Source organism: Streptomyces mirabilis (assembly GCF_039503195.1).
Taxonomy (GTDB): Bacteria; Actinomycetota; Actinomycetes; order Streptomycetales; family Streptomycetaceae; genus Streptomyces; species Streptomyces mirabilis_D.
Genome location: NZ_JBCJKP010000001.1, coordinates 4,096,542 through 4,119,440, shown reverse-complemented (window position 1 = coordinate 4,119,440; position 22,899 = coordinate 4,096,542). Strand labels below are relative to the sequence as shown.

Here is a 22,899-nt window from a genome sequence, read left to right as displayed (position 1 = left end):
CAACGTCCATTCTCCCCCGTCCGCGCAAGTAGGCCCGTGTGACCGGACCCGTACCACCGTGCCATCCGGGCCCACGGCCGCCACCTAGGGATCCGCCATGAATCCATGGACGGATCTACGGTTGCCACAGCTCCGTCCGGCGGATCGGGCGGCGCCGTGCTGATCGCCTGACGGGCAGGTGCCGGAGAGACGGTCAGGGGCGCCAGGCCACCCGGTGCTCGGACCAGTGGTCCCATGTGGACATCATTGCCTCCCAGCCGTCCGGAAACTTCACCGTGACCCCCAGCTGCACCGGCTCCGTCGACGGGTGGTCGTCCAGCAGTTCCGTCACCCCCGCCCGGCACACCACGATGCACGCGTGCCGATGCCGCGAGGCGAGAACGCACAGCCGCCCCGTCTCCAGGTGGAACGCGGTCGCGTCGGGGCGCCCGGACAGCGGATGCAGCACCACGGTGACGTCGAACTCCCGCCCCTGAAGCCGATTCGCCGTGTCGACGGTGACGTCCGCGACCCCGAGGTCGGCGAGCGCCGCCCGTACGGCCGCCGCCTGGTCCCGGTGCGCCGTGCCGACGGCGATCCGGTCGGCGGTCAGCGGCAGCGGTTCGTCCGCCCGCTCCGAGGTGGCCGCGCCGCCCCGGTCCAGCAGCCGTCGTACGACCTGGGCCACCGCCCGTACCGCCTCCGGGTCCGTACGCGGCGTGTGCCGGGCCGGCAGCTCCAGCAGCCCCCAACCGGCCTCCGCCGCCTCGTCGATGACCCGGTCGGGACCCGAACCGTCCGACGCCACAGCGAACTTCAGCCGCCGGTCACCATGGCTGGTACCGCTGCGGAACGGCGTGTACGGGTAGAACGCGTTCGAGACGAGCGGCGCCGCGGAGGCCGGCAGCCGCCAGGACACCGGGAGGCGGTGCTGCGGCAGTTCGGGGTTGTGGGCCAGCAGTGTCGTCACCGCGGACGCCGACGGGTCGTACGACAGTCCCGCCCACTGCTCCGAGCCGACGATCGCGAAGGGGTCCAACTGCCCGGGGTCGCCCACGAACAGCGCCTGCTCGAAGAGCCCCGCCACGGCCAGCAGCGCGTCCGACCGCATCTGGTAGGCCTCGTCGACGATCGCGTGCCGCCACGGCTCGACCCCCTTGACGTGGGCCCACTTGGCGGCGGTCGAGATGACCACGTCCAGGCCGGCCAGATCGCCGGCCTTGGTGGACTTGCGTACGTTCGGCAGGTCGTCCAGAGCCTTGTCATAGGGGTCGGGATCGCTGCTGTGCAAGCGCCCCACCGGCAGCTCCCCGTTCTTCTCGGCGAGTCGCAGCACCAGGTCGTCGACCTGGGCGTTGGTCTGCGCGATGACCATCAACGGGCGTCCCGCGGAGGCGAGTTCGAGCGCCGCGCGGACGACGAGGGTGGATTTCCCGGCACCCGGGGGCGAGTCGACCACGACACCGCGGTGCGTGCCGCGCAGGGTGTCGTCCAGGATCGCGTCGGTGGCGCGGCCGGCCGCGGCTGCGGGATCGAAGACCGTGGTCACAGGATGTCCTCCTCGGTCACCGGGTCCGGCTGCGGTACCGCGTCGGGCTCGCCCGGCGGTCCGCCGTGCGTCCACGGGGTGTCCTCCGGGTCGGGCAGCTTCGCGCCGCCCCGCTGCTCGTGCTCGAAGAGCGTGAAGCAGAGGAGGTCCCCCTTCTCCGGCACGGACCCGGTCTCGGGTTCCTTGCCGCGCCCCATCTTGTCGACGATCCGCAGGACCACCAGTCCGTCGCCCTCCGACGACTCCTCGTACCCGACGAACTCGGCCGCCTGCGGCTTCCCGCCCAGCGACCGGTACACCTTCGTCCGCTCCCCGAGGTGCGGCCGGTCGTCCGTGCGCACGGTCACCAGGGGACGGGGGCTCGGCCGCTTGCTCTCGCTGTACGCCATGACGACGTCCGTGACCTCACCCGCGAAGGCCTCCCCGACCAGCCGCCGCCCGGCCATGACCAGCGGATCGTCCAGGGCTTCCTGCGCGTCCAGGCGGGCCTGTTCGCGCTCGCGCGTGGCCAGCTTGTTCGCCGCGGTGACCGCGTCGTCACGGCGTGGCTGCGGCGGCTCGCCCGCGGTGATCCGGTCGCGGTGGCCGGTGAACGACCAGCGGTCGCGGGTCCACCGGTCGGCCGCGTGGGTGCCCTCGGGTAGCGTCCGCAGCAGGTCGAGGCCGCGCCACACCGCGTCCCAGGTGGGCCGGGTGACCTGCTCGACGAGAGCGCGGATCTCCCGCTCGGCGGCGGTGAGTTCACCGAGTCGGTCGTCCGCCTCCACGCCGTCCTCGGCGGCGGCGAGGGCGGTCCGCGCGCGGTCGTGGCGCTCGATGGCGGGAGCGAGCAGCTTGTTGTCGAAGGCGGGGTCGGTGGCCGGGCCCGCGGGCGGGCACACGAGCTGTCCCCGGGCATCCCGCCACAACTCGGCCCGCAGCGCGCCCGCCGCGCCCGACGCACCCTCCGGGGGGTCGATCCAGGCGAGCAGCGCCCCCAGGTGCTGGTCCTCCAGGCTGCTCTGGCCGGTCGCCCAGTGCCGGGACAGTACGTCGGTGAGGGCGAGCAGCAGGGCGGAGCCGGGCACCCGGGCCCGCTCCCCGAAGTGCGTCAGCCACCGCCCGAGCAACGGCACCCGGGGCGGCGCCGGATGGGGTGCCTCCGGCTCCTGCTCCGCGGTGCGCCGAAACCGCGTGGAGCGGCCGAGGAGCCGCACGAACTCCACACCCGCGCGGCTCGGCACGATCAGCTGCGGGGCGTCCGCGCACAGTTCGACCTCGACCTTGACGCGCTTGCCGGTCTCGGGATCGGTCTCGCTGCGCTCGGCCGCCTCCACGACGTCCGCGTACGTGTCCACATACGGCAGTACGACATCGGCCAGCTCCGCCAGGAACGCGAACCGCAGGTCCCGGTCCCGGGGCTGGGGCACGACCAGCAGGCGGGGCGCGTCCCGGTCCGTGCCCACCAACGCTCCGAGCGGGGCCCCGGCCTCACCTGCGGTGGTCAGCGGTACGAACACCAGGGGCCGCTCGGTCAGATGCCGGTGCCGCACGGTGGCGAGGGGCTGGGCCCGCCCGCTCTCGACGGCCTCCAGCCGGGCGAGGGTGGCGATCAGCGACAAGGGGCCACCTCCGGGAGGGCTTCGCCGGCCGGCTCCGGCCGGCCGGGGGAGGCGTCGCGCGCCCCCGCAGGGCCTCCGACCGCAGCGCCGCGGCCCTGCGCAGGGCCACGACCGCCGGATCGTCGGGGTCCCCGGCCGCGCCGTGGGCCGCCGCCAGGACCTCACCGATCGTCGTCAGTCCGCCCAGTTCGGAGCGGAGCGACCGCCCCAGGGCCGTCACCACGCCTTCGGCGCGGGAGCGGTCGCGGCAGTGGAAGGCGAGCTCGCAGGCGGCCAGGCACTCGGGGGCGTACGTCGCGGGGACGGACTCGACGGCGGTCGTCAGGTCGGCGGCCGGGAGGCCGGGGGCGAAGCAGGTGCCCTCGGGGAGGGTGTCCGCGATGTCCTCGACGCGGGTGAGGCGGGCCAGCTGGCGGCGGGTGACCGCGCGCTGCTTGCGGATGTCGACGGCGGACGCGGTGGGCAGGTTGGAGAAGTCCTTGGGGCAGACCAGCAGGACCCGGTGGCGGACGTCGGGGACGGTGCCGCCCTCCTCGGCGCCACGCCCCTTTGGCCCCGCCCCGAGGCGCGCGGCCACCTCCTCCAGGGCGAGCACGTAGACCGCGGACTGGCGGGCGGCGGCGCCCACCTTCGCCGGGTCCGCGGAGCCGTCCAGCATCGGGAAGGACTTGATCTCGACGACCGTCCAGCTTCCGTCGGGGTGGACGACGACGGCGTCCGGCTCGAGGAAGGCGGGGGAGCCCGCGACGTCGAGGGCGAGCATGGGGTGGTCGAGCAGGGTCCAGGCGGCGGCCGTGGTGGCCTCGCGCAGGGCGAGCGCCGTACGGGCCGCGCGCCCCTCGGGGCCGACCGCGCTCAGGTCGGGGACGACACCGGCGGCGGGCGGCTCGGCACCCGGGTCCAGCTTCTCGTGCACCAGCCGCAGCAGCTCCGCGCCGCCGTCGGCCTTGACCCGCGCCTCGAACGCGTTCCCCCGCATGAAGGCGAACTGGGACTGGCCGAAGGCGGACGGCGAGCCCAGCGCGTCCGCCAGCTGCGCCTTGTCGACGCCCGCGCCGTCCAGCAGGGCGCGCCGGTCGCACCCCGGGTTCGCGGCGAGCGCCGCGAGGGCCCGCGCGTCCAGCGCCTTCGGCGGTACGGCGGGACCGCGCAGCTCAGCGAGCCGCTGCCGTAGCACCTTCCCCGGCGTCCTTGGGGGAGGCACCCGGCTCGGCTTCGGGCCCGGTTCGGGACTCGCGCTGTCGGGGAATTCGCTCACCCGCGGAAGTCTGGCATCCGCCACTGACAATTGAGGAACGTGCGCCGGGCGAGGCGCCCGCGAGCCGCGGGACGCGGGCACTGAGCAGCCCCCGCACGCGGTCCGCGAGCCGCATCACGTACGGGGTCAGCAGCAGCCCGATCCCCATCACCGTGGCGCCCGCCGCCGCGTCGAGGAAGTAGTGGTTGGCGGTGCCCATCACGACGATCGTGGTCAGCAGCGGATAGGCGATGCCCGCGAGCCGGACGACGGGTGTGCGGCCGTAGCGCCACAGCATCACTCCGCACCACAGCGACCAGCCCACGTGCAGGCTGGGCATCGCCGCGTACTGGTTGGTCATGCCGCCGAGGCCGCGCGGCGCGCTCGCCTCGCCGCCCCACCAGCCGTACGAGCTGTACTGGGCCATCGTGTCGACGAAGCCGTGGCCCGCGGAGAGCAGCCGGGGCGGGCAGGTCGGCATCAGCGTGAAGCCGATCAACCCGATCAGCGTGGATGTCATCAGCCAGGTGCGGGCGGCGCGGTAGCGCACGGCCCGGGAGCGGAAGAGCCAGATCAGGATCGCGGGCGTCACCAGATAGTGCAGCGACGCGTACCAGAAGTCGGCGGGGACGCCGAGCCAGGCCTCGCGGGTGAACAACCGGTTCAGCGGGTGCTCGGCGTTGAGGTGGAGGGTCTTCTCGACGCGCAGGATCTCGAGGCCGTGGTCGACGGCGTCGTCGGTGTCGCCACGGGCGAGGAGCCGACCCGCCGAGTACGACGCGTACACCATCACGAGCAGCGGCAGCTCGGTCCACCAGCGCAGCCGGGTGGGCGATGCGGCGGTGCGCAGCTCGGTCCACCGGCGGAGCCGGGCGCGCGGTGCCGCCTCGGTTCGCCGTGCATCGGTCTGCGGCATCCGATCGCCCTCCCCCATCTGCTTGCGTGACCTGTGGTTGTTGCTCACGTGACCAGCCGATTGCGCTCCGGTGACGCGGCCATCCGATTTTACGGTGTATGTGAACGGCTCAAGGAGGCGCCCCCTGGTCGTCAAAGACGCAGAGATCGCCCGCCGGGTTGCCCGACGCGGGGGTGAGACATGATGGAACGACCCAACTCTCAGGTCCGCGTCTCCTCCTCGTCCCGCACGTCCTCCACGCGCACCGGAAAGGCTTCTCTCCATGGCACCGCGCATCCTGCTGGCCCGGCACGGCCAGACGGAGTGGTCACTGTCCGGCAAGCACACCGGCAGGACCGACATCCCGCTCCTGGAAGAGGGCCGACGCGGCGCCAAGGTGCTGGGGGAGCGACTGCACCGGGCGCCCTTCGACGGGCTCTCGGGGGTCGAGGTGCGCAGCAGTCCGCTCGCACGCGCGCGTGAGACGTGCGAACTGGCCGGCTTCGGCGAGCGTGCCACCACCTGGGACACGCTCATGGAGTGGGACTACGGCGCGTACGAGGGCATGACCCCGGCCGAGATCCAGGCGGTGCGCCCGGGCTGGTTCATCTGGCGCGACGGCGTGCCCGAGGGGGAGACCCTGGAGCAGGTCACCGCGCGCGCCGACGAGGTCGTCGCCTGGGCCCGCGCGGAGGACCGGGATGTGCTGGTCTTCGCGCATGGGCACATCCTGCGCTCGATCGGCGCCCGCTGGCTCGGCCTCCCGCTCGACTTCGCGGCCCGGATCCGCCTCAACCCGACCTCGCTGTCGGTGCTCGGCTGGGCCTACGGAGAGCCCGCGATCGAGGCGTGGAACGACTGCGGGCACCTGACCGCCTAGGCACCGGGCCGGCGGCCGGGGTCACGCGATGCGCGGCAGACTCGCGTGGCGCTCGAGGAACGCCGACACACCCGACGCCCGGCGGTGCGGCAGCAGTACGCGTGCGGTGCCCGCCAACATGGTCTGGATGCGCGACGACTGGACCTCGCCCAGCAGGTCGAGGACGCGCAGCCCCGCGAGGGCGGCCTCGTCGGGTCGGCCGCCGCGCGCGAGGTCGTCGGCGAGTTCGGCCGTGTAGAGGGCGATGTTGCGGGTGAAGTGCGGGTCCTGGAGGTGCGCGGCGCGCCGGGCGTGCCGGGCCGCGCGGGTCCAGTCGCCCAGCGTCGACCAGCACTGCGCCTCCAGACCCTCCAGTTCGGCCTCTCCGTAGAAGGTCATCCACTCGGGATCGGTCTCGGAGGGGCCGCGTTCGAAGAGCGTCTGCGCGCGGGCGAGCGCCTGCTCGCACCCCGGTCGGTCGGCGAGTCCGGCCCAGCCGCCCGCCTCGCGCAGCGAGAGCAGCGAGAGCAGCCGCGGGGAGCCGAGCGGGCGTGCCGCGCGCTGCGCCGCCTGCGCCGCGCGCACCGCCTCGCGCGGGCGCCCCGCGTCGCGTGCCAGGAACGCCGTGTTGCAGAAGGCGTGTGCCTCCAGGGCCGGGTCGCCGGACATCCGGGCGGTCGCCAGCGCCTCGGCGTAGTGCGAGCGCGCGTCTTCGAAGCGCCCGGAGTCGTGTGCCAACCAGCCCACCGAGATCGCCAGTTCGCCCGCCCCCGCGTACAGCCGGTCGGCGGTGGTCTGCCGGGTGGTGCCCGCGTCGAGCAGTTCGTAGGCCGTGCGCAGCGGCGCCGCGGCCCGCCGGTAGAGGCCGTCGGCCCCGTGCCGGTCGTCGAGCAGCCGGATCCGGCGGACGGCCTCTTCGAGGGCGCCCGCCTCGGACGTCCCCACCCGGTGGACACGACGGTCCGCGGCCGCGGCCGGAGCGCCGAAGGTGACCCCGAAGGGGCCCAGTGAGGCCGCCGCCACGGTGGCGGTGCCTCCCGTCATGAATGCGCGACGTTGCACGTCGCTCTCCTCGTGGTTCTCGTGCGTGTCATACGGGTCCTGCGTGTCATACGTCTCGTGCGTCTCCTCCGTCTCACCGGTGGCGTACGTCGGGCTCGTGGTGTGGGGAGGGGGCGCCTCGTCCGTGCCGCGCGCCCCTCGGCCGCGTACGGACGAGCGGGGCGAGAAGCCCAGGTCGGTCAGCGTGCGGCCGGGGAACATGTGCAGGAACACCCGTTCGTACGCGTAGTTGGGGCAGCGGATCTCGCCTGCCTCGACCCGCCCGATGTAGCGCGCGTCACAGCTGACCAGCTCTCCGATCTCGCGCGCGGCCCTCCGTACCGCCGCGGCGAACTCGCCCGGCGAGCGCTGTCCGCGCAGCCGCCGGAAGGCGAGATTCGGCCGTGGTGGCCGGGGGACTGGGACGAGGTCAACGCTGACGACGTCATGGCCGGGCCCTCTCTTGCGAACCGTCGAACCATGCCGGACTCAAGACGAGTTGTCCGTGTTGCGACGTGTGCCGCCTTGTCCCGGCGGAGCAAGAACGTACCTGCTGTGACGGTGTCGCCACGCTGGGTTTAGCTACAAAACGGATATCTCATCCACGATCTGCCATGAACTGCCATCCTTTGCGGCTGTGTTGTGCCGTAGCCGTTGACGTTCTGACGCGTTGAACCCGGTGGACCGGGAGCGCACCCGAACTCCCGACCCACTCGTGCAGGAGGAGGGGTTCCGCGTTGGAGGCCGGGATGGAGAGCACCGAGTTTCGTACGCCGCTGTCGACCGCCGAGCACCGGCCGTCTCCCGAGTGCGACGCCCCACCGGAGCCGGTCGCCGACTGCGACCTCGTGACCGTTCCGGCACGCCAGGGGCTGGAGGCGGTCGACATCCTGCGCCGCGGCGCCTGCGACTCCGTCGGGCCCGTCCTGCTCGACGACGGCTGCGACACCCTCGGCTTCCTGGTGCCGCCCGGCACCGCGGACGCCTGGGACATGCCGGGCAGCACCTGCACCCAGACCAACGGCCGAGGCCTCAGCCTGGTGGCACCCGAGCCCCCGGTCGAGGGCTCGGACTGGCTGCTGCCGCCCGGCACCGCGGACCTCGCGACCGACCCGGCCGTGCTGCGGGCGGCGCTGGGCGAGGCGGCCCGGCTGATCGAGGCCGCGGACAACTGCAGCTGACACCGGAAACACCGGGCGGCGCCCCCACGGGTTGCCGCTGCGCCGACCTCCCTGTACGCCCTGATAATGGCAGGATGGGAAGGTCGAGGAACAAGCGGTCCGACGACGCGCGGGGCGCGGCACGTGACGCGTCGCGCGGTTCGCGCCGCGGGCAGGCGTCGGCCGACGCCGTCGTCGAGACGGTCGAGGGCGGCCTCGCCGAGCTGATACCCGACCGGGACCGCCCGCGCGCCTGGACCCTCCTCATCGACGGCGCACCCCAGTCCCACGTCGACCTCGACGACCCCGCCCATCTGAGCTTCGAGTACCAGCGCCGCCTCGGCCATGTCATCGACCTCGTGGCCCCGCCCGGCAAGCCCGTGCACGCCGTCCACCTAGGCGGCGGCGCCCTCACCCTCGCCCGCTACACCGCCGCGACCCGCCCCCGCTCCACCCAGCAGGTCGTCGAACGCGACGCAGCGCTCGTCCAACTGGTCCGCCGCGAACTCCCCCTGGACCCGAACGCCCGCATCCGCGTGCGCTCCCTGGACGCCCGCGAAGGCCTCGCCAAGGTCCCCGACGGCTGGGCGGACCTGGTGATAGCGGACGTGTTCAGCGGTGCCCGCACCCCCGCACACCTCACCTCGGTCGAGTTCCTCACCGACGTTCGCAGAACCGTCAAACCCGGTGGCCTGTACGCCGCCAACCTCGCCGACGGCCCCCCACTGGCCCACCTGCGCGGCCAGATCGCCACGGCCGCCACCGTCTTCCCCGAGCTCGCCCTCATCGCCGACCCCACGGTCCTGCGCGGCAAACGCTTCGGCAACGCCGTCCTCGTGGCCTCCGGCCATCCCCTGCCCCTGGCCGAACTGACCCGCCGCGCCGCCTCGGACCCCCACCCGGCGAGACTCGAACACGGCAGACAGCTCACCGACTTCACCGGAGGAGCACTGCCGGTCCTGGACGCGGAGGCGGTGGCATCCCCGGCCCCGCCGGCTTCCGTGTTCCGGTGAGTGTGACGCGCCCCAAAGGGGCGCGGGGAACTGCGCGCCCAGCCACGACCCACCCGCACCCGACCCGCAAAGCCCGCGCAGCTAAAGCCCGCGCAGCTAAAGCCCGCGCAGCTAAAGCCCGCGCAGCTAATACGTGCCGATCTCCACCCGCGGCGGTCCGTCGTGCCACGTACAGAACACCGACACCCGATCCGCCCCCGAAGTGAACTCCACCCGAATCCACGACTCCGTCTTCCACACCTGCATCGACCACCCCGAACCCGGCGTCGCCGAGACGAGCGTCGCGGAGGTCGTGCCGAGATCGAAGACGGCCCGCCCCCCGGCGGTGTCGTAACTCTTGACCTGCCCCGCCGGTCCGGAGGCGCTCGGACTCGGGCCGGCGGAGGGCGACGTCGAGGCGGCCGGCGTCGCGCTCGGCCGCGGACTCGCCGTCGGCTTCGAGGCGGAGGGACTCGTCGAGGGCCGACTCGTCGACGAGGCAAGCGCCTTGGCCTCCTGCGTCGTCGCCCCGCCCACCATGATGGGCAGCGCGCGCGGCGGATCGTAGGCCGTCCCCGTCATGACCGTGTGGACGCCCCACCACGACAGCGTGACCGCCGCGCCCGTGGCGAGCGACCAAGCCAGTACGTGTACGAATCCTCTGAGCATCGCCAGTCATACTGCCTCACGCGCCCCATGGGTGTCTCCCGTGTCTCGGGACAGGACGGCGACCCGAGTTGTCCACAGGCACCGGACCGGCATCGCACAGATGGCGTACGGTGCGGCGCATGGCAAGTGTGCTCGTGGTCGAGGACGACCAGTTCGTACGCAGCGCTCTCATCCGGCATCTGACCGAAGCCGCGCACACGGTGCGCAGTGTCGGCACCGCCCTCGAGGCGCTGCGCGAGGTTGCCCATTTCTCCTTCGACGTCGTCATCCTGGACCTCGGACTGCCCGATCTGGACGGGGCCGAGGCGCTGAAGATGCTGCGCGGTATCACCGACGTCCCGGTGATCATCGCCACCGCGCGGGACGACGAGACGGAGATCGTCCGCCTGCTGAACGACGGGGCGGACGACTATCTGACCAAGCCGTTCTCGGTCGAGCACCTGTCCGCGCGGATGGCCGCCGTCCTGCGCCGCTCCCGGGCGACGGGGGACACCCCCGCCTCGCCGGTCATCCGGGTCGGCGGCCTGTCCATCGATCCGCTGCGCCGCCAGGCCGAGCTGGACGGCGCCCGACTGGACCTCACCCGGCGCGAGTTCGACCTGCTCGCGTTTCTCGCCGGGCGGCCCGGTGTCGTCGTCGCGCGCAAGGAACTGCTCGCCGAGGTGTGGCAGCAGTCGTACGGGGACGACCAGACCATAGACGTCCATCTGTCGTGGCTGCGCAGGAAACTGGGCGAGACGGCGGCGAGGCCGCGCTATCTGCACACGCTCCGCGGGGTCGGCGTGAAGCTGGAACCACCGGGCTTGGAGCCGCCGCGATGAGGTGGGCACTGGTCAAGGTGTGCGTGGCGGTGACCACGATGGTCGTGGTGGCCTTCGCGGTCCCCCTGGGGCTCGTCATCAAGGAGATGGCCAGGGACCGCGCCTTCTCGAACGCCGAGCGGCAGGCCGCGGCCATCGCGCCGGCGCTGTCCATCACCACCGACCGGGACCAGTTGGAGCGGGTCGTCGCCTCCGCCGGCTCGGACGACGGGATGGCCGTGCACATACCGGCGAGCGACGGCGCCAAGGCGGTCGACATCGGACGGCAGCGCGCCGCCGCCAAGGACATCGCGACCACACGCAGCATCGGCCGGGCCTCCACCACCGAGGTCCCCGGCGGCTCCACCCTGCTCCAGCCCACCGCGCTGAGCTCCGGCGAGATCGCGGTCGTCGAGGTGTACGTCCCCGAGTCCGAGGTCAGCAACGGCGTCGGCACCGCCTGGGCGGTGCTCGCCGCGGTCGGGATCGCGCTCATCATCGGCTCGGTCGCGGTCGCCGACCGGCTGGGAGTACGCATGGTGCAGCCGGCCCAGCGGCTGGTCGAGGGCGCGCACGAGCTGGGGGAGGGGAAGCTCGGCGCGAGGGTGCCCGAGGAGGGGCCGAACGAACTGCGGCTGGCGGCGGTGGCGTTCAACTCGATGGCGGACCAGGTCGTACAACTCCTGGCGAACGAGCGGGAGCTGGCCGCCGATCTCTCGCACCGCCTGCGCACCCCGCTGACCGTGCTGCGCCTCAACACGGCCTCGCTCGGTGACGGGCCGGCCGCCGAGCAGACGCGGGAGGCGGTGGCGCAGTTGGAGCGGGAGGTCGACACGATCATCCGGACGGCCCGGGAGGCCAAGCCGCGGACGGCGGCGATAGGCATCGGCGCCGGGTGCGACGCGTCCGAGGTCGTCCGCGAGCGGATGGACTTCTGGTCGGCGCTCGCCGAGGACGAGGGGCGCAAGGTGCGGCTCGCGGGAGTGGACCGTCCCGTACGGATACCCGTCGCACGGGCCGACCTCGTCGCCGCGCTCGACGCACTCCTCGGGAACGTGTTCCGGCACACCCCCGAGGGCACGGCCTTCGCCGTCGACGTGCACAACGGCGAGGACGCGGTGATCGTGCTGGTGTCGGACGCGGGACCCGGCATCGTGGACCCGGAGGCGGCGATGGCGCGAGGGAAGGGTTCCGGTAGCGACGGTTCGACCGGCCTCGGGCTGGACATCGTGCGCCGGCTCGCGGAGTCGACGGGCGGGGACGTGCGGATCGGTTCGTCGGTGCTGGGCGGCACCGAGGTGCGCATATGGATCCAGCTGGACGGGCGGGCTCCGGTGCGGCGCGGGCACCGGGGGTCCGTGCGGCGTCGTAGGCGGGGCGTGGGCGCGAGCCGGGTGTGAAGCGAATTGGTCTCTACCTTTAACCGTCCCCGATGCCTTCCTTAAGCGCACCATAAGATCGCCAACGGGTGTCCCGATCGGGCGTTTTGCCTGGTTTCGGATCGCTAGCGTGCTGCCGCACCCCACCCCCGTGAACGGCGAAGGCAGGCACACGCGATGAGCACTACGCACCGGCGCAAGGTCAGTGGCAGGAACAAGGCGATAGGCGGGATCGTCGCCGCGGCCGTGGTCGGTGGTGGCGCCTTCCTGTTCTCCGGGACCGCGCTGGCGGCCGGCGTCGGTGCCGCGTACACCAAGACCAGTGACTGGTCGACGGGTTACACCGCGCAGTACGTCATCACCAACGACACCGGCCAGGCGAAGGGGGACTGGACGCTGGAGTTCGACCTGCCGTCGGGCGCCGGGCTCAGCTCGCTGTGGAACGGAACGTCGACGGTGAGCGGGCAGCACGTCACCGTCAAACCGCCGTCCTGGGACAAGGACGGGCTGGCGGCCGGCGAGTCGGTCACCGTCGGCTTCGTCGTCAACGGCACCGCGGACCCGAAGGGCTGTGTCATCGACGGCGCCAAGTGCTCCGTGGACGACGGCGCGACGCCGGAGCCGAGCGGCCGCCCGACCCAGTCGCCGACCCCGACCCCGACACCCACCGCCACCCGGCCCCCCACGTCGACCCCGACCCCCACGTCCACCCCCACTCCCTCCGCCTCGCAGACCACCGGCAGTGGCACGACGACCGGCGCGGGCTTCGCGCCGTACGTCGACACCTCCCTCTACCCGGCCTTCGACCTGGTCGGCAGCGCCACGGCCACCGGCGTGAAGGACTACAACCTGGCCTTCATCACCGACGGCGGCGGCTGTACGCCGAAGTGGGGCGGGGTGACCGACCTCGCCAGCGACGGCGTGGCGTCGCAGATCGGCGCGCTGCGGGCGAAGGGCGGCGACGTCCGGGTGTCCTTCGGCGGCGCCTCGGGCTCGGAGCTGGCGACGACCTGCTCGTCGGCGGACGCGCTGGCGGCGGCGTACGGGAAGGCCGTGGACGCGTACAACCTGACCAAGGTCGACTTCGACGTCGAGGGCGGCGCGCTGCCGAACACGACCGCGAACGCGAACCGGGCGAAGGCGATCGCGAAGCTCCAGCAGCAACACCCGAACCTGGACGTGTCCTTCACCCTCCCGGTCATGCCCGAGGGCCTGACCCAGGACGGCGTGAACCTGCTGTCCAACGCCAAGTCGAACGGCGTGAAGATCTCCGCGGTCAACATCATGGCGATGGACTACGGCCCCTCCTACAACGGTGACATGGGCACCTACGCCGAGCAGGCCGCCACCGCCACCCAGGCCCAGGTGAAGAGTGTCCTCGGACTGTCGGACAGCGCGGCGTGGAAGTCCGTCGCCATCACCCCGATGATCGGGGTCAACGACGTCGCCGCCGAGACCTTCAAGGTCGACGACGCGACCCAACTGGTCGCCTTCGCCCAGTCGAAGGGCCTCGGCTGGCTCTCCATGTGGTCCGCCACCCGCGACAAGCAGTGCCCGGGCGGTGCGAAGAACTCCGCCGACGCGACCTGCAGCTCGATCGTGCAGGACGCGGGCGCGTTCTCGAAGGCGTTCGGCGCGTACAAGTAGCCGACCCCGCCAGGGGTCACCCGTCGCGGCGGAACAGGGCCGTCCAGAGGAAGGGCTCACCGAAGAGCCCGGACTCGGGCGGCTCGTCGCGCATGCGGCGCAGTTCGACCTCGGTCAGGTCGGCGAAGACCCAGCGCAGGGACTCCGGTGTGTAGGCGAGTCCGCCGTGCAGTGCGGACTGCCGGTAGAAGGCCTCGTCGGGGAGTTCGGAACCCATCGCGCCGGCGGCGAAGCAGGTGAGGGCGAGGTGGCCGCCCGGGGCGAGGACGCGGTCGAGCAGGGCGAGGTAGCTGATGCGGCGGTGCGGCGGCAGATGGTGGAAGCAGCCCGAGTCGTGGACGAGGTCGTACGGGCCGCCCCAGCCGCGGTCGGTGAGCGCGAACGCGTCACCGCAGTGGAAGCGGATCTCGGCCCCGGCCTCGCGCGCGCGGTCCTGTGCCCAGGCGATGGCCGTCGGGGAGAGGTCGACCGCGTCCACCTGGAAGCCCGCGGCGGCCAGATGAAGGGCGTTGCGCCCCGGCCCGCAGCCCAGATCGAGGGCGCGGCCCGGGGTGATCAGGTTCTTGTCGAGGTATCCGACCAGGCTCTCGTCCGGCTTCGCGACGAAGAACGGTACGGGCTTGGAGCGGTCGGCGTAGAAGCCGTCCCACCAGGCGGCGCCACCCGCCGTCCACCGATCGGCCCCCGGCGCGAACAGGCCGTCCAGCAGCTTCAGCACATCGTCGACGGTGCGTATGTTCCGGTCCATACGGTCCCCTTCCAGGATGAGGGAACGGTAGGCCCGAAGGCCACGAAAGGCCAGGTCAGGGCGTTTTCCGTGAGAGGCGTGAAGGGGTTTTGCGGGACCCGGGACGGCAGCCGCACCCATCCCGCCGGAGGTGCGCCGCACGGTCGCCCAGGCCCCCTTCGGCAGGCGTGCCGGGTGCATTCCCGAAGGCGCCGAGGCCGCTTTCCGGGAAGAAGCGGACCCGACCGCGTCGGGGGCGCGGCACCCCCCAGGTGCCGCGCCCCCTCCTCCGCTTCCCCCGGACAGAAGGACTCTGTGGCCTGCTCGCCCCAGAGCCGCGTGGCCCCAGGGCCGAGTGACCTGTTCGCCCCAGGGCCGAGTGACCTACTCGGCGCCGGCCGGCGCCGCCGGCGGCAGCGAACCCGTCCGCGCCACCTGCCCGTACCAGTGCGCGCTGGACTTGGGCGTACGGGCCAGGGTCGCGTAGTCGACGTACACCGCCCCGAACCGCTTGTCGTAGCCGTACGCCCACTCGAAGTTGTCCATCAGGGACCAGAGGTAGTAGCCCCGCACGTCCGCGCCGTCGGCGATCGCGCCGCGCACCGCCGCCAGATGGCCGTGCAGGTACGCGATGCGCTCGGGGTCGTGGACGCGGCCCTCCGGGTCCGGCTTGTCGTCGTAGGCCGCGCCGTTCTCCGTGATGTACAGCGGCACACCCGGGGCCTCCCGCGAGTAGCGCATGATCAGGTCGTGCAGGCCGGTCGGGTCGATCGTCCAGCCCATCTCCGTACGCTCGCCGGGGGTCTGGTGGAACGCGACATCGTCCGCACCCGGCCACGGCGAGTACGCACTCGCCCCGTGCCCGTCCGCGCGGGGCCCGTCCGCCGACTTCTCCGCCGCCGACACCAGCGCCGGGGTGTAGTAGTTCAGACCGAGCGCGTCGAGCGGCTGCTTGATCACCGCGAGGTCGCCGTCCAGGACGTACGACCAGTCCGTGATCGAGGAGGTCTCCGCGAACAGGCCCTCCGGGTAGGCGCCGTGCAGCATCGGGCCGTGGAAGACGCCGTTGGCCAGGTTGTCGATGCGCCGGACCGCCGCCAGGTCCGCCGGGGACAGGGAAAGGGGCCTGACCACCGACGAGTTCAGGCTGACCGCGACCGTGTTGCGGGCCGGCATCGCGGACCTCAGCGCGGTGGTGCCCAGGCCGTGCGCCAGGTTCAGGTGGTGGGCGGCCTTGAGCGAGGCCGCCGCGTCCGTGCGGCCCGGCGCGTGCACACCCGAGCCGTAGCCCAGGAACGCGCTGCACCACGGCTCGTTCAGGGTGATCCACTGCTCCACACGGTCGCCCAGCGCCTCGCCCACGATCTGCGCGTACTCGGCGAAACGAAACGCCGTGTCGCGCTCCGGCCAGCCGCCCGCGTCCTCCAGCTCCTGCGGGAGGTCCCAGTGGTAGAGGGTGACGGCCGGCTTGATGCCGTGCGAGAGCAGCTCGTCGACGAGGTTGCGGTAGAAGTCCAGGCCGCGCTGGACCGCGGGACCGCGGCCCGTCGGCTGCACCCGGGACCAGGAGACCGAGAAGCGGTACGCGGACAGGCCCAGCTCCGCCATCAGCGCCACGTCGTCTCGGTAGCGGTGGTAGTGGTCGACAGCGATGTCACCGGTCTCACCACCGGCCGTCTTGCCGGGCGTGTGGCTGAAGGTGTCCCAGATGGAGGGCGTACGGCCGTCCTCCCGTACCGCACCCTCGATCTGGTACGCGGAGGTCGCCGCGCCCCAGAGGAAGGCGGGGGAAAGGTCACGGGCGATGCGGACTCAGGCATGGAAGCGCTCCCATAGGAGGTCGTGGAGACCGACAGTAAGAAGAAGAGGGGGAGGGGCGAGGGGGGAGGGAAGAGGGGGAGGAGGGGCCGGGGCGGCAATGGCCCGGCTCCCCTTCTCCCACCGACGAACGAGGTCAGCCCTTGACGGCGCCCTGCATGATGCCGCCGACGATCTGCTTGCCGAACAGGGCGAAGACGAACAGCAGCGGCAGCGTGCCGAGCAACGCGCCCGCCATGATCAGGGACTGGTCGGGAGTGAAACCGCGGCCGAGGCCCGCGACCGCGACCTGCACGGTCGGGTTGCCGGTCTGGGTGAGTACCAGGAACGGCCACAGGAAGTCGTTCCACGTCTGCACGAACACCAGCATGCCGAGCACCGCCATGGCGGGCCGGGCGGCCGGGAACACCACGTGCCAGATCACCCGCCAGCTGCTCGCGCCGTCGACACGGGCCGCCTCGATCAGTTCGTCCGGCAGCGCCTGGATCAGGTACTGCCGCATGAAGAACACGCCGAACGCGCTCACCAGCGACGGGAAGATCACCGCCTGGAGCTGGTCCGTCCAGTCGAGCTTGGCGACCATCATGTAGAGCGGGATCACGCTGAGCTGCGGCGGCACCATCATCGTGCCGACGACGATCAGCATGAGGGCGCCCCGGCCCTTGAAGCGCAGCTTGGCGAAGGCGAACCCGGCGAGCGTCGACAGGAAGACCACCGTCACCGCTGAAACGCCCGCCACGAACGTGGTGTTGACGAAGGCCTCGCCCAGGTTGGCCTCCGTCCAGGCGACGTCGAGATTGTGGAAGAGGTTCGAGCCGAACCAGAACGGCGGCGGGGTCTGCGCCAGCCGGTTGGTGTCGCGGGAGGCGGCGATCGCGGTCCACACCAGCGGGCCCAGCGAGCCGATCGTGAACAGCGCGAGGATGACGTACGCGAGGGGTCCCGCGTGCATCTGCCCGCCCGCGCGCGCCGACTTGGAGCGCCGCAGACGCCTCGGCGGTTCGGGTACCGCGTCCGCCGGGGGTTTCGTCAGGGTCGTCGTCACGGCCGGTTCTCCTTAACTACTGGCGCGCAGCCGGCGCGAGATGACGTAATTGACGATCCCGATCACGATGAGGATCAGGAACATCGTCCAGGCGATCGCGGAGGCGCGACCCAGGTGCTGGTTCACCCAGCCCTGCTCGTAGAGGTACAGGCCGAGCGTCTGGAACTGGTGCTCGGCGCCGCCGGAGGCGCCCTTGTTGGCGTCGAACAGCAGCGGCTCGCCGAAGACCTGGCTCGCGCCGATGGTCGAGACGACGACGGTGAACAGGATCGTCGGCCGCAGCGACGGCAGGGTCACGTGGAAGAACTGCTGCCAGCGGTTGGCCCCGTCGAGGGCCGCCGACTCGTACAGGTCCTGCGGGATCGCCTGCATCGCCGCCAGGTAGATCAACGCGTTGTAGCCGGTCCAGCGCCAGATGACGATCGTCGAGACGGCGATCTGCGAGGGCCACTTGTCGTTCTGCCAGTCGATCTTGTCGAAACCGATGGCGTGCAGCGCCCAGTTGATCATGCCGTAGTCACGGCCGAACAGCAGCACGAACACCAGCGAGGCGGAAGCGATCGACGTCGCGTACGGCGCGAGCATCATGACCCGGTAGAAGATCGAGCCGCGCAGCTTGTAGTTGAGGATGTGGGCGAGGCCCATCGCCATCAGCAGCTGCGGGACGGTCGAGATGATCCCGATGGTCAGGGTGTTCTTCGCCGCGTTCCAGAAGAAGTCGTCGTCGAAGATACGGGTGTAGTTGCGCAGGCCCGCCCACTGCATGTCGGTGGGCGCCGTCAGCTCCACCGTGTGCAGCGAGGCCCAGCCCGTGTAGATCAGCGGGAACAGGCCGAACGCGAGGAACAGCAGGAAGAACGGTGAGACGAACGCGTACGGGCTCCACCGTATGTCCCGCTGCCAGCGGCGGGACAGCCGGCTGCGGCGCCGCTGTTCCTTCTCGTCGGGTACGGCGGCGGGCGGACGTCCCGGGGCCGCGCCCCCTCCTCGGTGGGGGGCGCGGCGGTGTCGTGCCGGGTGGCCATACCGGTCACTTCTCCAGGTTGTTGTCGATGGTCTTGGTGGCCGTCTTCCAGGCCTCCGCGGCCGACTTGCCCTTGGTGACGAGGATGACGCCGTTGTCGGTCAGACCCTGCTGGATGATCTGGTCCTTCGGGCCGATCACCTGGGTCGGGATGGCCTTGGCGGCCTCGGCGAAGACGGTGCCGATCGGGGTGTCACCGGTCATCGTGTTCTTCGCGCCGGTCACCAGGGGCAGGTTGTAGGCACCGGGTGCGCTCGGGAAGCTGCCCTGCACGCTGAACAGCTTGGCCTGCTGGGCGGGCGCGGTCAGCCAGGTCACCAGCTTCTCGGCCTCCGTGACGTGCTTGCCGTTCTTGGGCACGGCCAGGAAGGTGCCGCCCCAGTTGCCGGACTTGGGCGCTGTGGCCACGTCCCACTTGCCGGCGGCCTCCGGCTTCGACTTGCCCTTGAGGTAGCCGAGCATCCACGGCGGGCAGGCCACCGCGGCGAACTTGCTGTTGGCGATCGTCGTGTCCCAGGCGGGCTGGAACTGCGTCTGGGCGCCGACCAGTCCCTCCGATGCGGCCTTCGCCGTCAGGTCGAAGGCGGACTTGATGGCCGGGTTCGTCTTGTAGATGACCTTGCCGGAGGAGTCGTAGAACTTCTCCTGATTGCTGCTGATGATCGCGTTGAGCAGGCCACCGGGGGAGTCCATGAAGGTGGTGCCGCTGGGCGCCTTCTTCTTGTACGTCTCGCCCGCGGCGACGAGCTTGTTCCAGTCGCCCGCCCACAGCTGCCCGACCTTGTCGCGGTCGGTGGGCAGGCCGGCCTGCTGGAAGAGGTCCTTGCGGTAGCAGATCGCCATCGGACCGATGTCGGTGCCGAGTCCGATCGTCTGGCCGTCCTGGGTGGTGGCCTGCTGCCACTTCCAGTCCAGCCAGTTGGTCTTGCTCACGCCCGAGACCTTGGACAGGTCGACGAGCTTGCTCGCCTGGGTCTGCACGACCTCGGCGATGTTGCCGACTTCGACGGCCTGGACGTCCTGCAGGCCGCTGTTGGTGGTGAGGTGGTTGACGAGCGCCGGGTAGTAGTTCTCGTTGCGCTCGACCACGTTCTCGGCGATCTTGATGTTCGGGTTGAGCTTCTCGTACTCGGTGTAGAGACCGGCCTCCTTGAATCCCTGAGTGCCGAAGAGACCCAGGGTGATCGTGGTCTTGCCCTTGCCTCCGCCCGTGTCGCTGCTGCTCCCATCGCTGCTTCCACCACTGTCGTTGGCACAGCCGGCCAGCAGCCCTGTGGTCAGCGCGGCGACGGCCGCGAGGGCCCCCAGACTGCGGGACCGACGGGTGATCGTGCGCATTGCGTCCTCCTGTTGCCTGACGTGCCGACCCCCCGGCCAACTGCACTGTTGGGCCCGTTTTTTCTCGCTGCGGCTCGGGCGGGGAACGTGCGGGATGTGTATGTGTCAGGTACCGTGGGAGCGCTCCCACAGGTGATGTGTTGAAGAGTCGTCGGTTCGCGCGGGGGTGTCAAGGGAGCCGACGCGGAGAGATGCGTTCAGTTATCGGCCTGTTAGCTAACTCCGGGGGACGGGCGGGCGCGGCATCGCGGACGGTTGAAGTGGCTCGTGTCAGTGGGGTATTGGCCCCGGCGGGACGGTCGGTCGACGGTCCCTGGCCGGGAGGGGCGCAACCTCGTCCACGTACGGGTTGCCGAGGTCCGGGTGAGGAACGGGACTGTTAGATTCCAGGCCAGTCGCGGAGCGCGCGACGTCGACGGGAGGCGGACCATGGCAAGCCACGGAGCGCGGGGCCGGGGAGGCGGCCGGCCGACCTTGGAAGAGGTCGCGGCACGCGCGGGCGTGGGCCGCGGCACGGTGTCCCGGGTCATCAACGGCTCCCCGAGGGTCAGCGACGCGACCCGCGCGGCCGTCGAGGCGGCGGTCGCCGAACTCGGCTACGTCCCGAACACGGCGGCACGCGCCCTCGCCGCCAACCGCACCGACGCGATCGCCCTCGTCGTCCCCGAGCCGGAGACCCGCTTCTTCGCGGAACCGTACTTCTCGGACATGCTGCGGGGCGTCGGCGCGGAGCTCTCCGACACCGAGATGCAGCTGCTGCTGATCTTCGCGGGCAGCGACCGGGAGCGGCAGCGCCTCGCGCAGTACCTGGCCGCGCACCGCGTCGACGGCGTACTCCTCGTCTCCGTCCACGCCGACGACCCGCTGCCCGACCTCCTCTCCCAGCTGGAGATCCCGGCCGTGATCAGCGGTCGCCGCTCGGCGGACGAGACCCTGCCGTCCGTGGACTCCGACAACTACGGCGGCGGCCGCATGGCCGTCGAGCACCTGATCGCCCGGGGACGCCAGAGGATCGTCCACCTGGCGGGCCGCCTCGACGTCTTCGGTGCCCAGCGCCGTGTCGACGGCTACCGCGAGGGGCTGAGCGGGGCCGGACGCGAGGTGGACGACCGGCTGATCATTCCGGGCGACTTCACCGAGGAGGGCGGCCGGCGCGCGATGACCGAGCTGCTGGCCCGCTGCCCGGACCTGGACGCCGTGTTCGCGGGCTCGGACGTGATGGCGGCGGGTGCCCGCCAGGTCCTGCGCGAGCTGGGCCGCCGCATACCTGACGACGTCGCCCTCGTCGGCTACGACGACTCCGCCATCGCCCGCCACATGGACCCGCCCCTGACGAGCGTGCGCCAGCCGATCGAGGAGATGGGCCGCGCCATGATCGATCTGCTGCTGGGGGAGATCGCCGACCGGCGCCCCGCGGTCTCGCGCGGTCTGGAGAAGCGGCAGGTCGTGCTGCCGTCCGAACTGGTGGTACGGGCCTCGTCCTGACGCGCTGAAAGGCTTCGATAGGGCAATCTGATCGGTATGGTCCTCCACCCCTTGCTCGGAGTCGATGAAGTGCCCGCCATGGAGCCCTACCTGGGCAGGGTCGGGGAGGTGTTCCAAGCGTTCCGGGAACAGGACTCGGGGTGCGTGTCGTACGGCGTCCGGCTGCTCGACGGGGCGCGCTGGTTCGTCAAGGAGGCGGTGACCGACCGCGGCCGGCACTCGCTCGAACGGGCCTGGGCCTTCCACCGGGCCGTACGGCACCGGGCGATCGTCCCGCAGGTCCACCGCATCGCCGTGGGGAGCGACGGCGCGGCGGTGGTGATGCCCTGGCGGGAGGGCGAGGTGCTGTACCCGGCCATGGTGGGCGGACCGCGCGACCGTACGGGCCCCGGCAGCCCCATGGCCCGCTTCCGCGCCCTGCCGATCTCCCGCGTCCTCGCCGCCTTCGAACGCGTCCTCGACGCCCATCTCGCGGTGGAGGTCGCCGGGCATGTCGCGGTCGACTTCTACGACGGCGCGCTGCTCTACGACTTCGGGGGCGACGTCGTCCACCTGGTCGACCTCGACGAGTACCGGCCGGGCCCGTTCGTGGTCGATGAGGAACGCCTGCCGGGTTCGCGCCGGTTCATGGCCCCCGAGGAGTTCGTGTGCGGGGCCGTGATCGACACCCGTACGACGGTCTTCACCCTGGGCCGCACCGCCCGGCTCCTGCTGGACGCGGGCGACGAGGAACGCGCCTGGCGGGGCACCCCGGCCCAGCAGGCGGTGATCGTCCGGGCGACCCGGTCCGACCCCGAGGAACGCTTCGAGGACGTCCACCGGTTCGCCGACGCGTGGCGGGCCGCCAATCGCCCGCACGGAGGCTGAGGTCACCGCCGCAGCGGCAGCTCCCACCGGACTTCACCGTCCTGGTACCGGTCGGTCGGGGCCAGCCCGGCGGCCGTGGCGACGGCTGCGGAGGCCCGGTGATCGGGGTGGACGTGCGCGACGACCGTACGGACGCCGGGCTCCTCGCCCAACCGGCCGACCAGCCCCCGGGCCGCCTCCCCGGCGAACCCCCGACCCTGCCAGGGCGTGCCCACCACCCAGGCGATCTCCGCGACCTCCCCGGTGACCGTCGCCTGGACCGTACCGACGAGACATCCCTCCTCGCGCAGCCGCAGCACCCAGTTGCACCAGACGACGGCCGGGTCGGGGGAGCCCGCTACAAGGCGTTCATAGCGTGAACGCAAGGCCTCGGGAGTGGCGGGTGTGCCGCTGATGAACGTGTGCAGTGCCGCGTCGGACAGCACCTCGGCCATTTCCCCGGCGTGTTCGACACGAAGGGGAAGGAGATCGAGACGGGCGGTGCGCAGGATGTGGGCGGGCAGGTGGGGTGGGGGCATTGGGTGAGCCTAGAGGGCGCGCCGGACGCGCACGGACCCGCCCGCACGGCTCGACGGTATGACCCGACCGACCGTACGACCCGACCACACGACGGAGGCCCGGTCCGCTTGCGCGGATCGGGCCTCCGTCGATCAGGGTGAGTGACGGGACTTGAACCCGCGACATCCTGGACCACAACCAGGTGCTCTACCAGCTGAGCTACACCCACCACGACCGGTCTTGGTTTCCCTGACCGGCCGAGAAAAAGTGTACAGGGTCCGAAGGGGTG

Annotated in this window: 18 protein-coding genes, 1 tRNA gene and 2 pseudogenes; 8 read left to right on the top strand and 13 right to left on the bottom strand. The window is 71.7% G+C overall.

Translation table 11 applies throughout. The features are described from left to right. Window positions 1–193: 193 nt before the first annotated feature. The 4 genes from AAFF41_RS19160 to AAFF41_RS19145 are packed head-to-tail and all read right to left on the bottom strand — an operon-like array spanning window position 194 to window position 5,282. Window positions 194–1,528, bottom strand: a complete 1,335-nt coding sequence (locus AAFF41_RS19160) for an AAA domain-containing protein (protein WP_319747838.1) — start codon at window positions 1,526–1,528, stop codon at window positions 194–196. Next, complete coding sequence (locus AAFF41_RS19155) at window positions 1,525–3,102, bottom strand: hypothetical protein (RefSeq protein WP_343326315.1); 1,578 nt, start codon at window positions 3,100–3,102, stop codon at window positions 1,525–1,527. Before AAFF41_RS19155 ends, AAFF41_RS19160 begins: the two co-directional genes overlap by 4 nt. Beyond that, window positions 2,999–4,333, bottom strand: a complete 1,335-nt coding sequence (locus AAFF41_RS19150; protein ID WP_343326314.1) for a hypothetical protein — start codon at window positions 4,331–4,333, stop codon at window positions 2,999–3,001. Before AAFF41_RS19150 ends, AAFF41_RS19155 begins: the two co-directional genes overlap by 104 nt. Next, window positions 4,284–5,282 carry a phosphatase PAP2 family protein gene (locus tag AAFF41_RS19145; RefSeq protein WP_319747845.1) on the bottom strand — a complete coding sequence of 333 codons (999 nt, stop codon included), beginning with the start codon at window positions 5,280–5,282 and terminating at the stop codon, window positions 4,284–4,286. The genes AAFF41_RS19150 and AAFF41_RS19145 overlap by 50 nt, the downstream gene beginning before the upstream one ends. A gap of 262 nt (window positions 5,283–5,544) precedes the next feature. Between AAFF41_RS19145 and AAFF41_RS19140 the strand changes: the two genes are divergently transcribed. Beyond that, window positions 5,545–6,141: a histidine phosphatase family protein gene (locus AAFF41_RS19140; protein WP_343324295.1), complete on the top strand. Its 597-nt coding sequence runs from the start codon at window positions 5,545–5,547 to the stop codon at window positions 6,139–6,141. Window positions 6,142–6,162: 21 nt separating this feature from the next. On the opposite strand, the gene AAFF41_RS19135 is transcribed toward AAFF41_RS19140, so the two are convergent. Beyond that, window positions 6,163–7,542 (bottom strand): NsdA family TPR-like regulatory protein, encoded by a 1,380-nt coding sequence (locus AAFF41_RS19135; protein ID WP_487007385.1) that lies wholly within the window; start codon window positions 7,540–7,542, stop codon window positions 6,163–6,165. A gap of 368 nt (window positions 7,543–7,910) precedes the next feature. Here AAFF41_RS19135 and AAFF41_RS19130 point away from each other — a divergent pair, with 368 nt between their 5' ends. Further along, window positions 7,911–8,342 carry a hypothetical protein gene (locus tag AAFF41_RS19130; RefSeq protein WP_319747846.1) on the top strand — a complete coding sequence of 144 codons (432 nt, stop codon included), beginning with the start codon at window positions 7,911–7,913 and terminating at the stop codon, window positions 8,340–8,342. A 74-nt stretch (window positions 8,343–8,416) separates the two neighbouring features. Beyond that, the gene (locus AAFF41_RS19125; protein ID WP_343324293.1) at window positions 8,417–9,334 is read left to right on the top strand and encodes a spermidine synthase; all 918 of its coding nucleotides are present in this window, start codon (window positions 8,417–8,419) and stop codon (window positions 9,332–9,334) included. Window positions 9,335–9,460: 126 nt separating this feature from the next. Here the strand turns inward: AAFF41_RS19125 and AAFF41_RS19120 are convergent, their stop codons facing one another. Next, window positions 9,461–9,982 (bottom strand): hypothetical protein, encoded by a 522-nt coding sequence (locus AAFF41_RS19120; protein WP_319747850.1) that lies wholly within the window; start codon window positions 9,980–9,982, stop codon window positions 9,461–9,463. A gap of 119 nt (window positions 9,983–10,101) precedes the next feature. On the opposite strand from AAFF41_RS19120, the gene AAFF41_RS19115 reads away from it, so the two are divergent. The 3 genes from AAFF41_RS19115 (at window position 10,102) to AAFF41_RS19105 (ending at window position 13,808) form a co-directional block, all read left to right on the top strand. After that, entirely contained in the window at window positions 10,102–10,803 is a 702-nt protein-coding gene (locus AAFF41_RS19115; protein ID WP_319747852.1) for a response regulator transcription factor, read from the top strand. Further along, window positions 10,800–12,182 (top strand): sensor histidine kinase, encoded by a 1,383-nt coding sequence (locus tag AAFF41_RS19110; RefSeq protein ID WP_343324291.1) that lies wholly within the window; start codon window positions 10,800–10,802, stop codon window positions 12,180–12,182. Before AAFF41_RS19115 ends, AAFF41_RS19110 begins: the two co-directional genes overlap by 4 nt. 156 nt (window positions 12,183–12,338) lie before the next feature. After that, window positions 12,339–13,808, top strand: a complete 1,470-nt coding sequence (locus AAFF41_RS19105) for a glycoside hydrolase family 18 protein (protein WP_319747855.1) — start codon at window positions 12,339–12,341, stop codon at window positions 13,806–13,808. Window positions 13,809–13,824: 16 nt separating this feature from the next. Here the strand turns inward: AAFF41_RS19105 and AAFF41_RS19100 are convergent, their stop codons facing one another. From AAFF41_RS19100 to AAFF41_RS19080, 5 genes and pseudogenes are all read right to left on the bottom strand, one after another. Beyond that, window positions 13,825–14,556 carry a class I SAM-dependent methyltransferase gene (locus tag AAFF41_RS19100; protein ID WP_319747857.1) on the bottom strand — a complete coding sequence of 244 codons (732 nt, stop codon included), beginning with the start codon at window positions 14,554–14,556 and terminating at the stop codon, window positions 13,825–13,827. A gap of 363 nt (window positions 14,557–14,919) precedes the next feature. After that, window positions 14,920–16,355: pseudogene (locus tag AAFF41_RS19095) on the bottom strand (GH1 family beta-glucosidase). A 134-nt stretch (window positions 16,356–16,489) separates the two neighbouring features. Next, window positions 16,490–17,398, bottom strand: coding sequence for a carbohydrate ABC transporter permease (locus AAFF41_RS19090; RefSeq protein ID WP_319747861.1), 909 nt, complete (start codon window positions 17,396–17,398; stop codon window positions 16,490–16,492). A gap of 12 nt (window positions 17,399–17,410) precedes the next feature. Further along, a pseudogene (locus AAFF41_RS19085) lies at window positions 17,411–18,423 on the bottom strand (carbohydrate ABC transporter permease). A 5-nt stretch (window positions 18,424–18,428) separates the two neighbouring features. After that, window positions 18,429–19,760, bottom strand: a complete 1,332-nt coding sequence (locus tag AAFF41_RS19080) for an ABC transporter substrate-binding protein (RefSeq protein ID WP_319747863.1) — start codon at window positions 19,758–19,760, stop codon at window positions 18,429–18,431. Window positions 19,761–20,189: 429 nt separating this feature from the next. Here AAFF41_RS19080 and AAFF41_RS19075 point away from each other — a divergent pair, with 429 nt between their 5' ends. After that, window positions 20,190–21,245, top strand: a complete 1,056-nt coding sequence (locus tag AAFF41_RS19075) for a LacI family DNA-binding transcriptional regulator (protein ID WP_054232860.1) — start codon at window positions 20,190–20,192, stop codon at window positions 21,243–21,245. Between the two features lie 36 nt (window positions 21,246–21,281). Next, window positions 21,282–22,112: a serine/threonine protein kinase gene (locus AAFF41_RS19070; RefSeq protein ID WP_319747865.1), complete on the top strand. Its 831-nt coding sequence runs from the start codon at window positions 21,282–21,284 to the stop codon at window positions 22,110–22,112. A gap of 2 nt (window positions 22,113–22,114) precedes the next feature. Here the strand turns inward: AAFF41_RS19070 and AAFF41_RS19065 are convergent, their stop codons facing one another. Both AAFF41_RS19065 and AAFF41_RS19060 read right to left on the bottom strand, forming a co-directional pair. After that, complete coding sequence (locus tag AAFF41_RS19065) at window positions 22,115–22,630, bottom strand: GNAT family N-acetyltransferase (protein ID WP_319747867.1); 516 nt, start codon at window positions 22,628–22,630, stop codon at window positions 22,115–22,117. A gap of 136 nt (window positions 22,631–22,766) precedes the next feature. Beyond that, window positions 22,767–22,839: transfer RNA gene (locus AAFF41_RS19060), tRNA-His, on the bottom strand. Window positions 22,840–22,899 lie beyond the last annotated feature (60 nt).

Excerpts from the sequence above, each read along its gene's own strand:
- AAFF41_RS19120 (WP_319747850.1), bottom strand. The coding sequence starts at position 9,982 with ATGCTCAGAGGATTCGTACACGTACTGGCTTGGTCGCTCGCCACGGGC.
- AAFF41_RS19130 (WP_319747846.1), top strand. The coding sequence starts at position 7,911 with ATGGAGAGCACCGAGTTTCGTACGCCGCTGTCGACCGCCGAGCACCGG.
- AAFF41_RS19100 (WP_319747857.1), bottom strand. The coding sequence starts at position 14,556 with ATGGACCGGAACATACGCACCGTCGACGATGTGCTGAAGCTGCTGGAC.
- AAFF41_RS19065 (WP_319747867.1), bottom strand. The coding sequence starts at position 22,630 with ATGCCCCCACCCCACCTGCCCGCCCACATCCTGCGCACCGCCCGTCTC.
- AAFF41_RS19070 (WP_319747865.1), top strand. The coding sequence starts at position 21,282 with ATGGTCCTCCACCCCTTGCTCGGAGTCGATGAAGTGCCCGCCATGGAG.
- AAFF41_RS19110 (WP_343324291.1), top strand. The coding sequence starts at position 10,800 with ATGAGGTGGGCACTGGTCAAGGTGTGCGTGGCGGTGACCACGATGGTC.
- AAFF41_RS19125 (WP_343324293.1), top strand. The coding sequence starts at position 8,417 with ATGGGAAGGTCGAGGAACAAGCGGTCCGACGACGCGCGGGGCGCGGCA.
- AAFF41_RS19080 (WP_319747863.1), bottom strand. The coding sequence starts at position 19,760 with ATGCGCACGATCACCCGTCGGTCCCGCAGTCTGGGGGCCCTCGCGGCC.
- AAFF41_RS19145 (WP_319747845.1), bottom strand. The coding sequence starts at position 5,282 with ATGCCGCAGACCGATGCACGGCGAACCGAGGCGGCACCGCGCGCCCGG.
- AAFF41_RS19140 (WP_343324295.1), top strand. The coding sequence starts at position 5,545 with ATGGCACCGCGCATCCTGCTGGCCCGGCACGGCCAGACGGAGTGGTCA.
- AAFF41_RS19075 (WP_054232860.1), top strand. The coding sequence starts at position 20,190 with ATGGCAAGCCACGGAGCGCGGGGCCGGGGAGGCGGCCGGCCGACCTTG.
- AAFF41_RS19115 (WP_319747852.1), top strand. The coding sequence starts at position 10,102 with ATGGCAAGTGTGCTCGTGGTCGAGGACGACCAGTTCGTACGCAGCGCT.
- AAFF41_RS19105 (WP_319747855.1), top strand. The coding sequence starts at position 12,339 with ATGAGCACTACGCACCGGCGCAAGGTCAGTGGCAGGAACAAGGCGATA.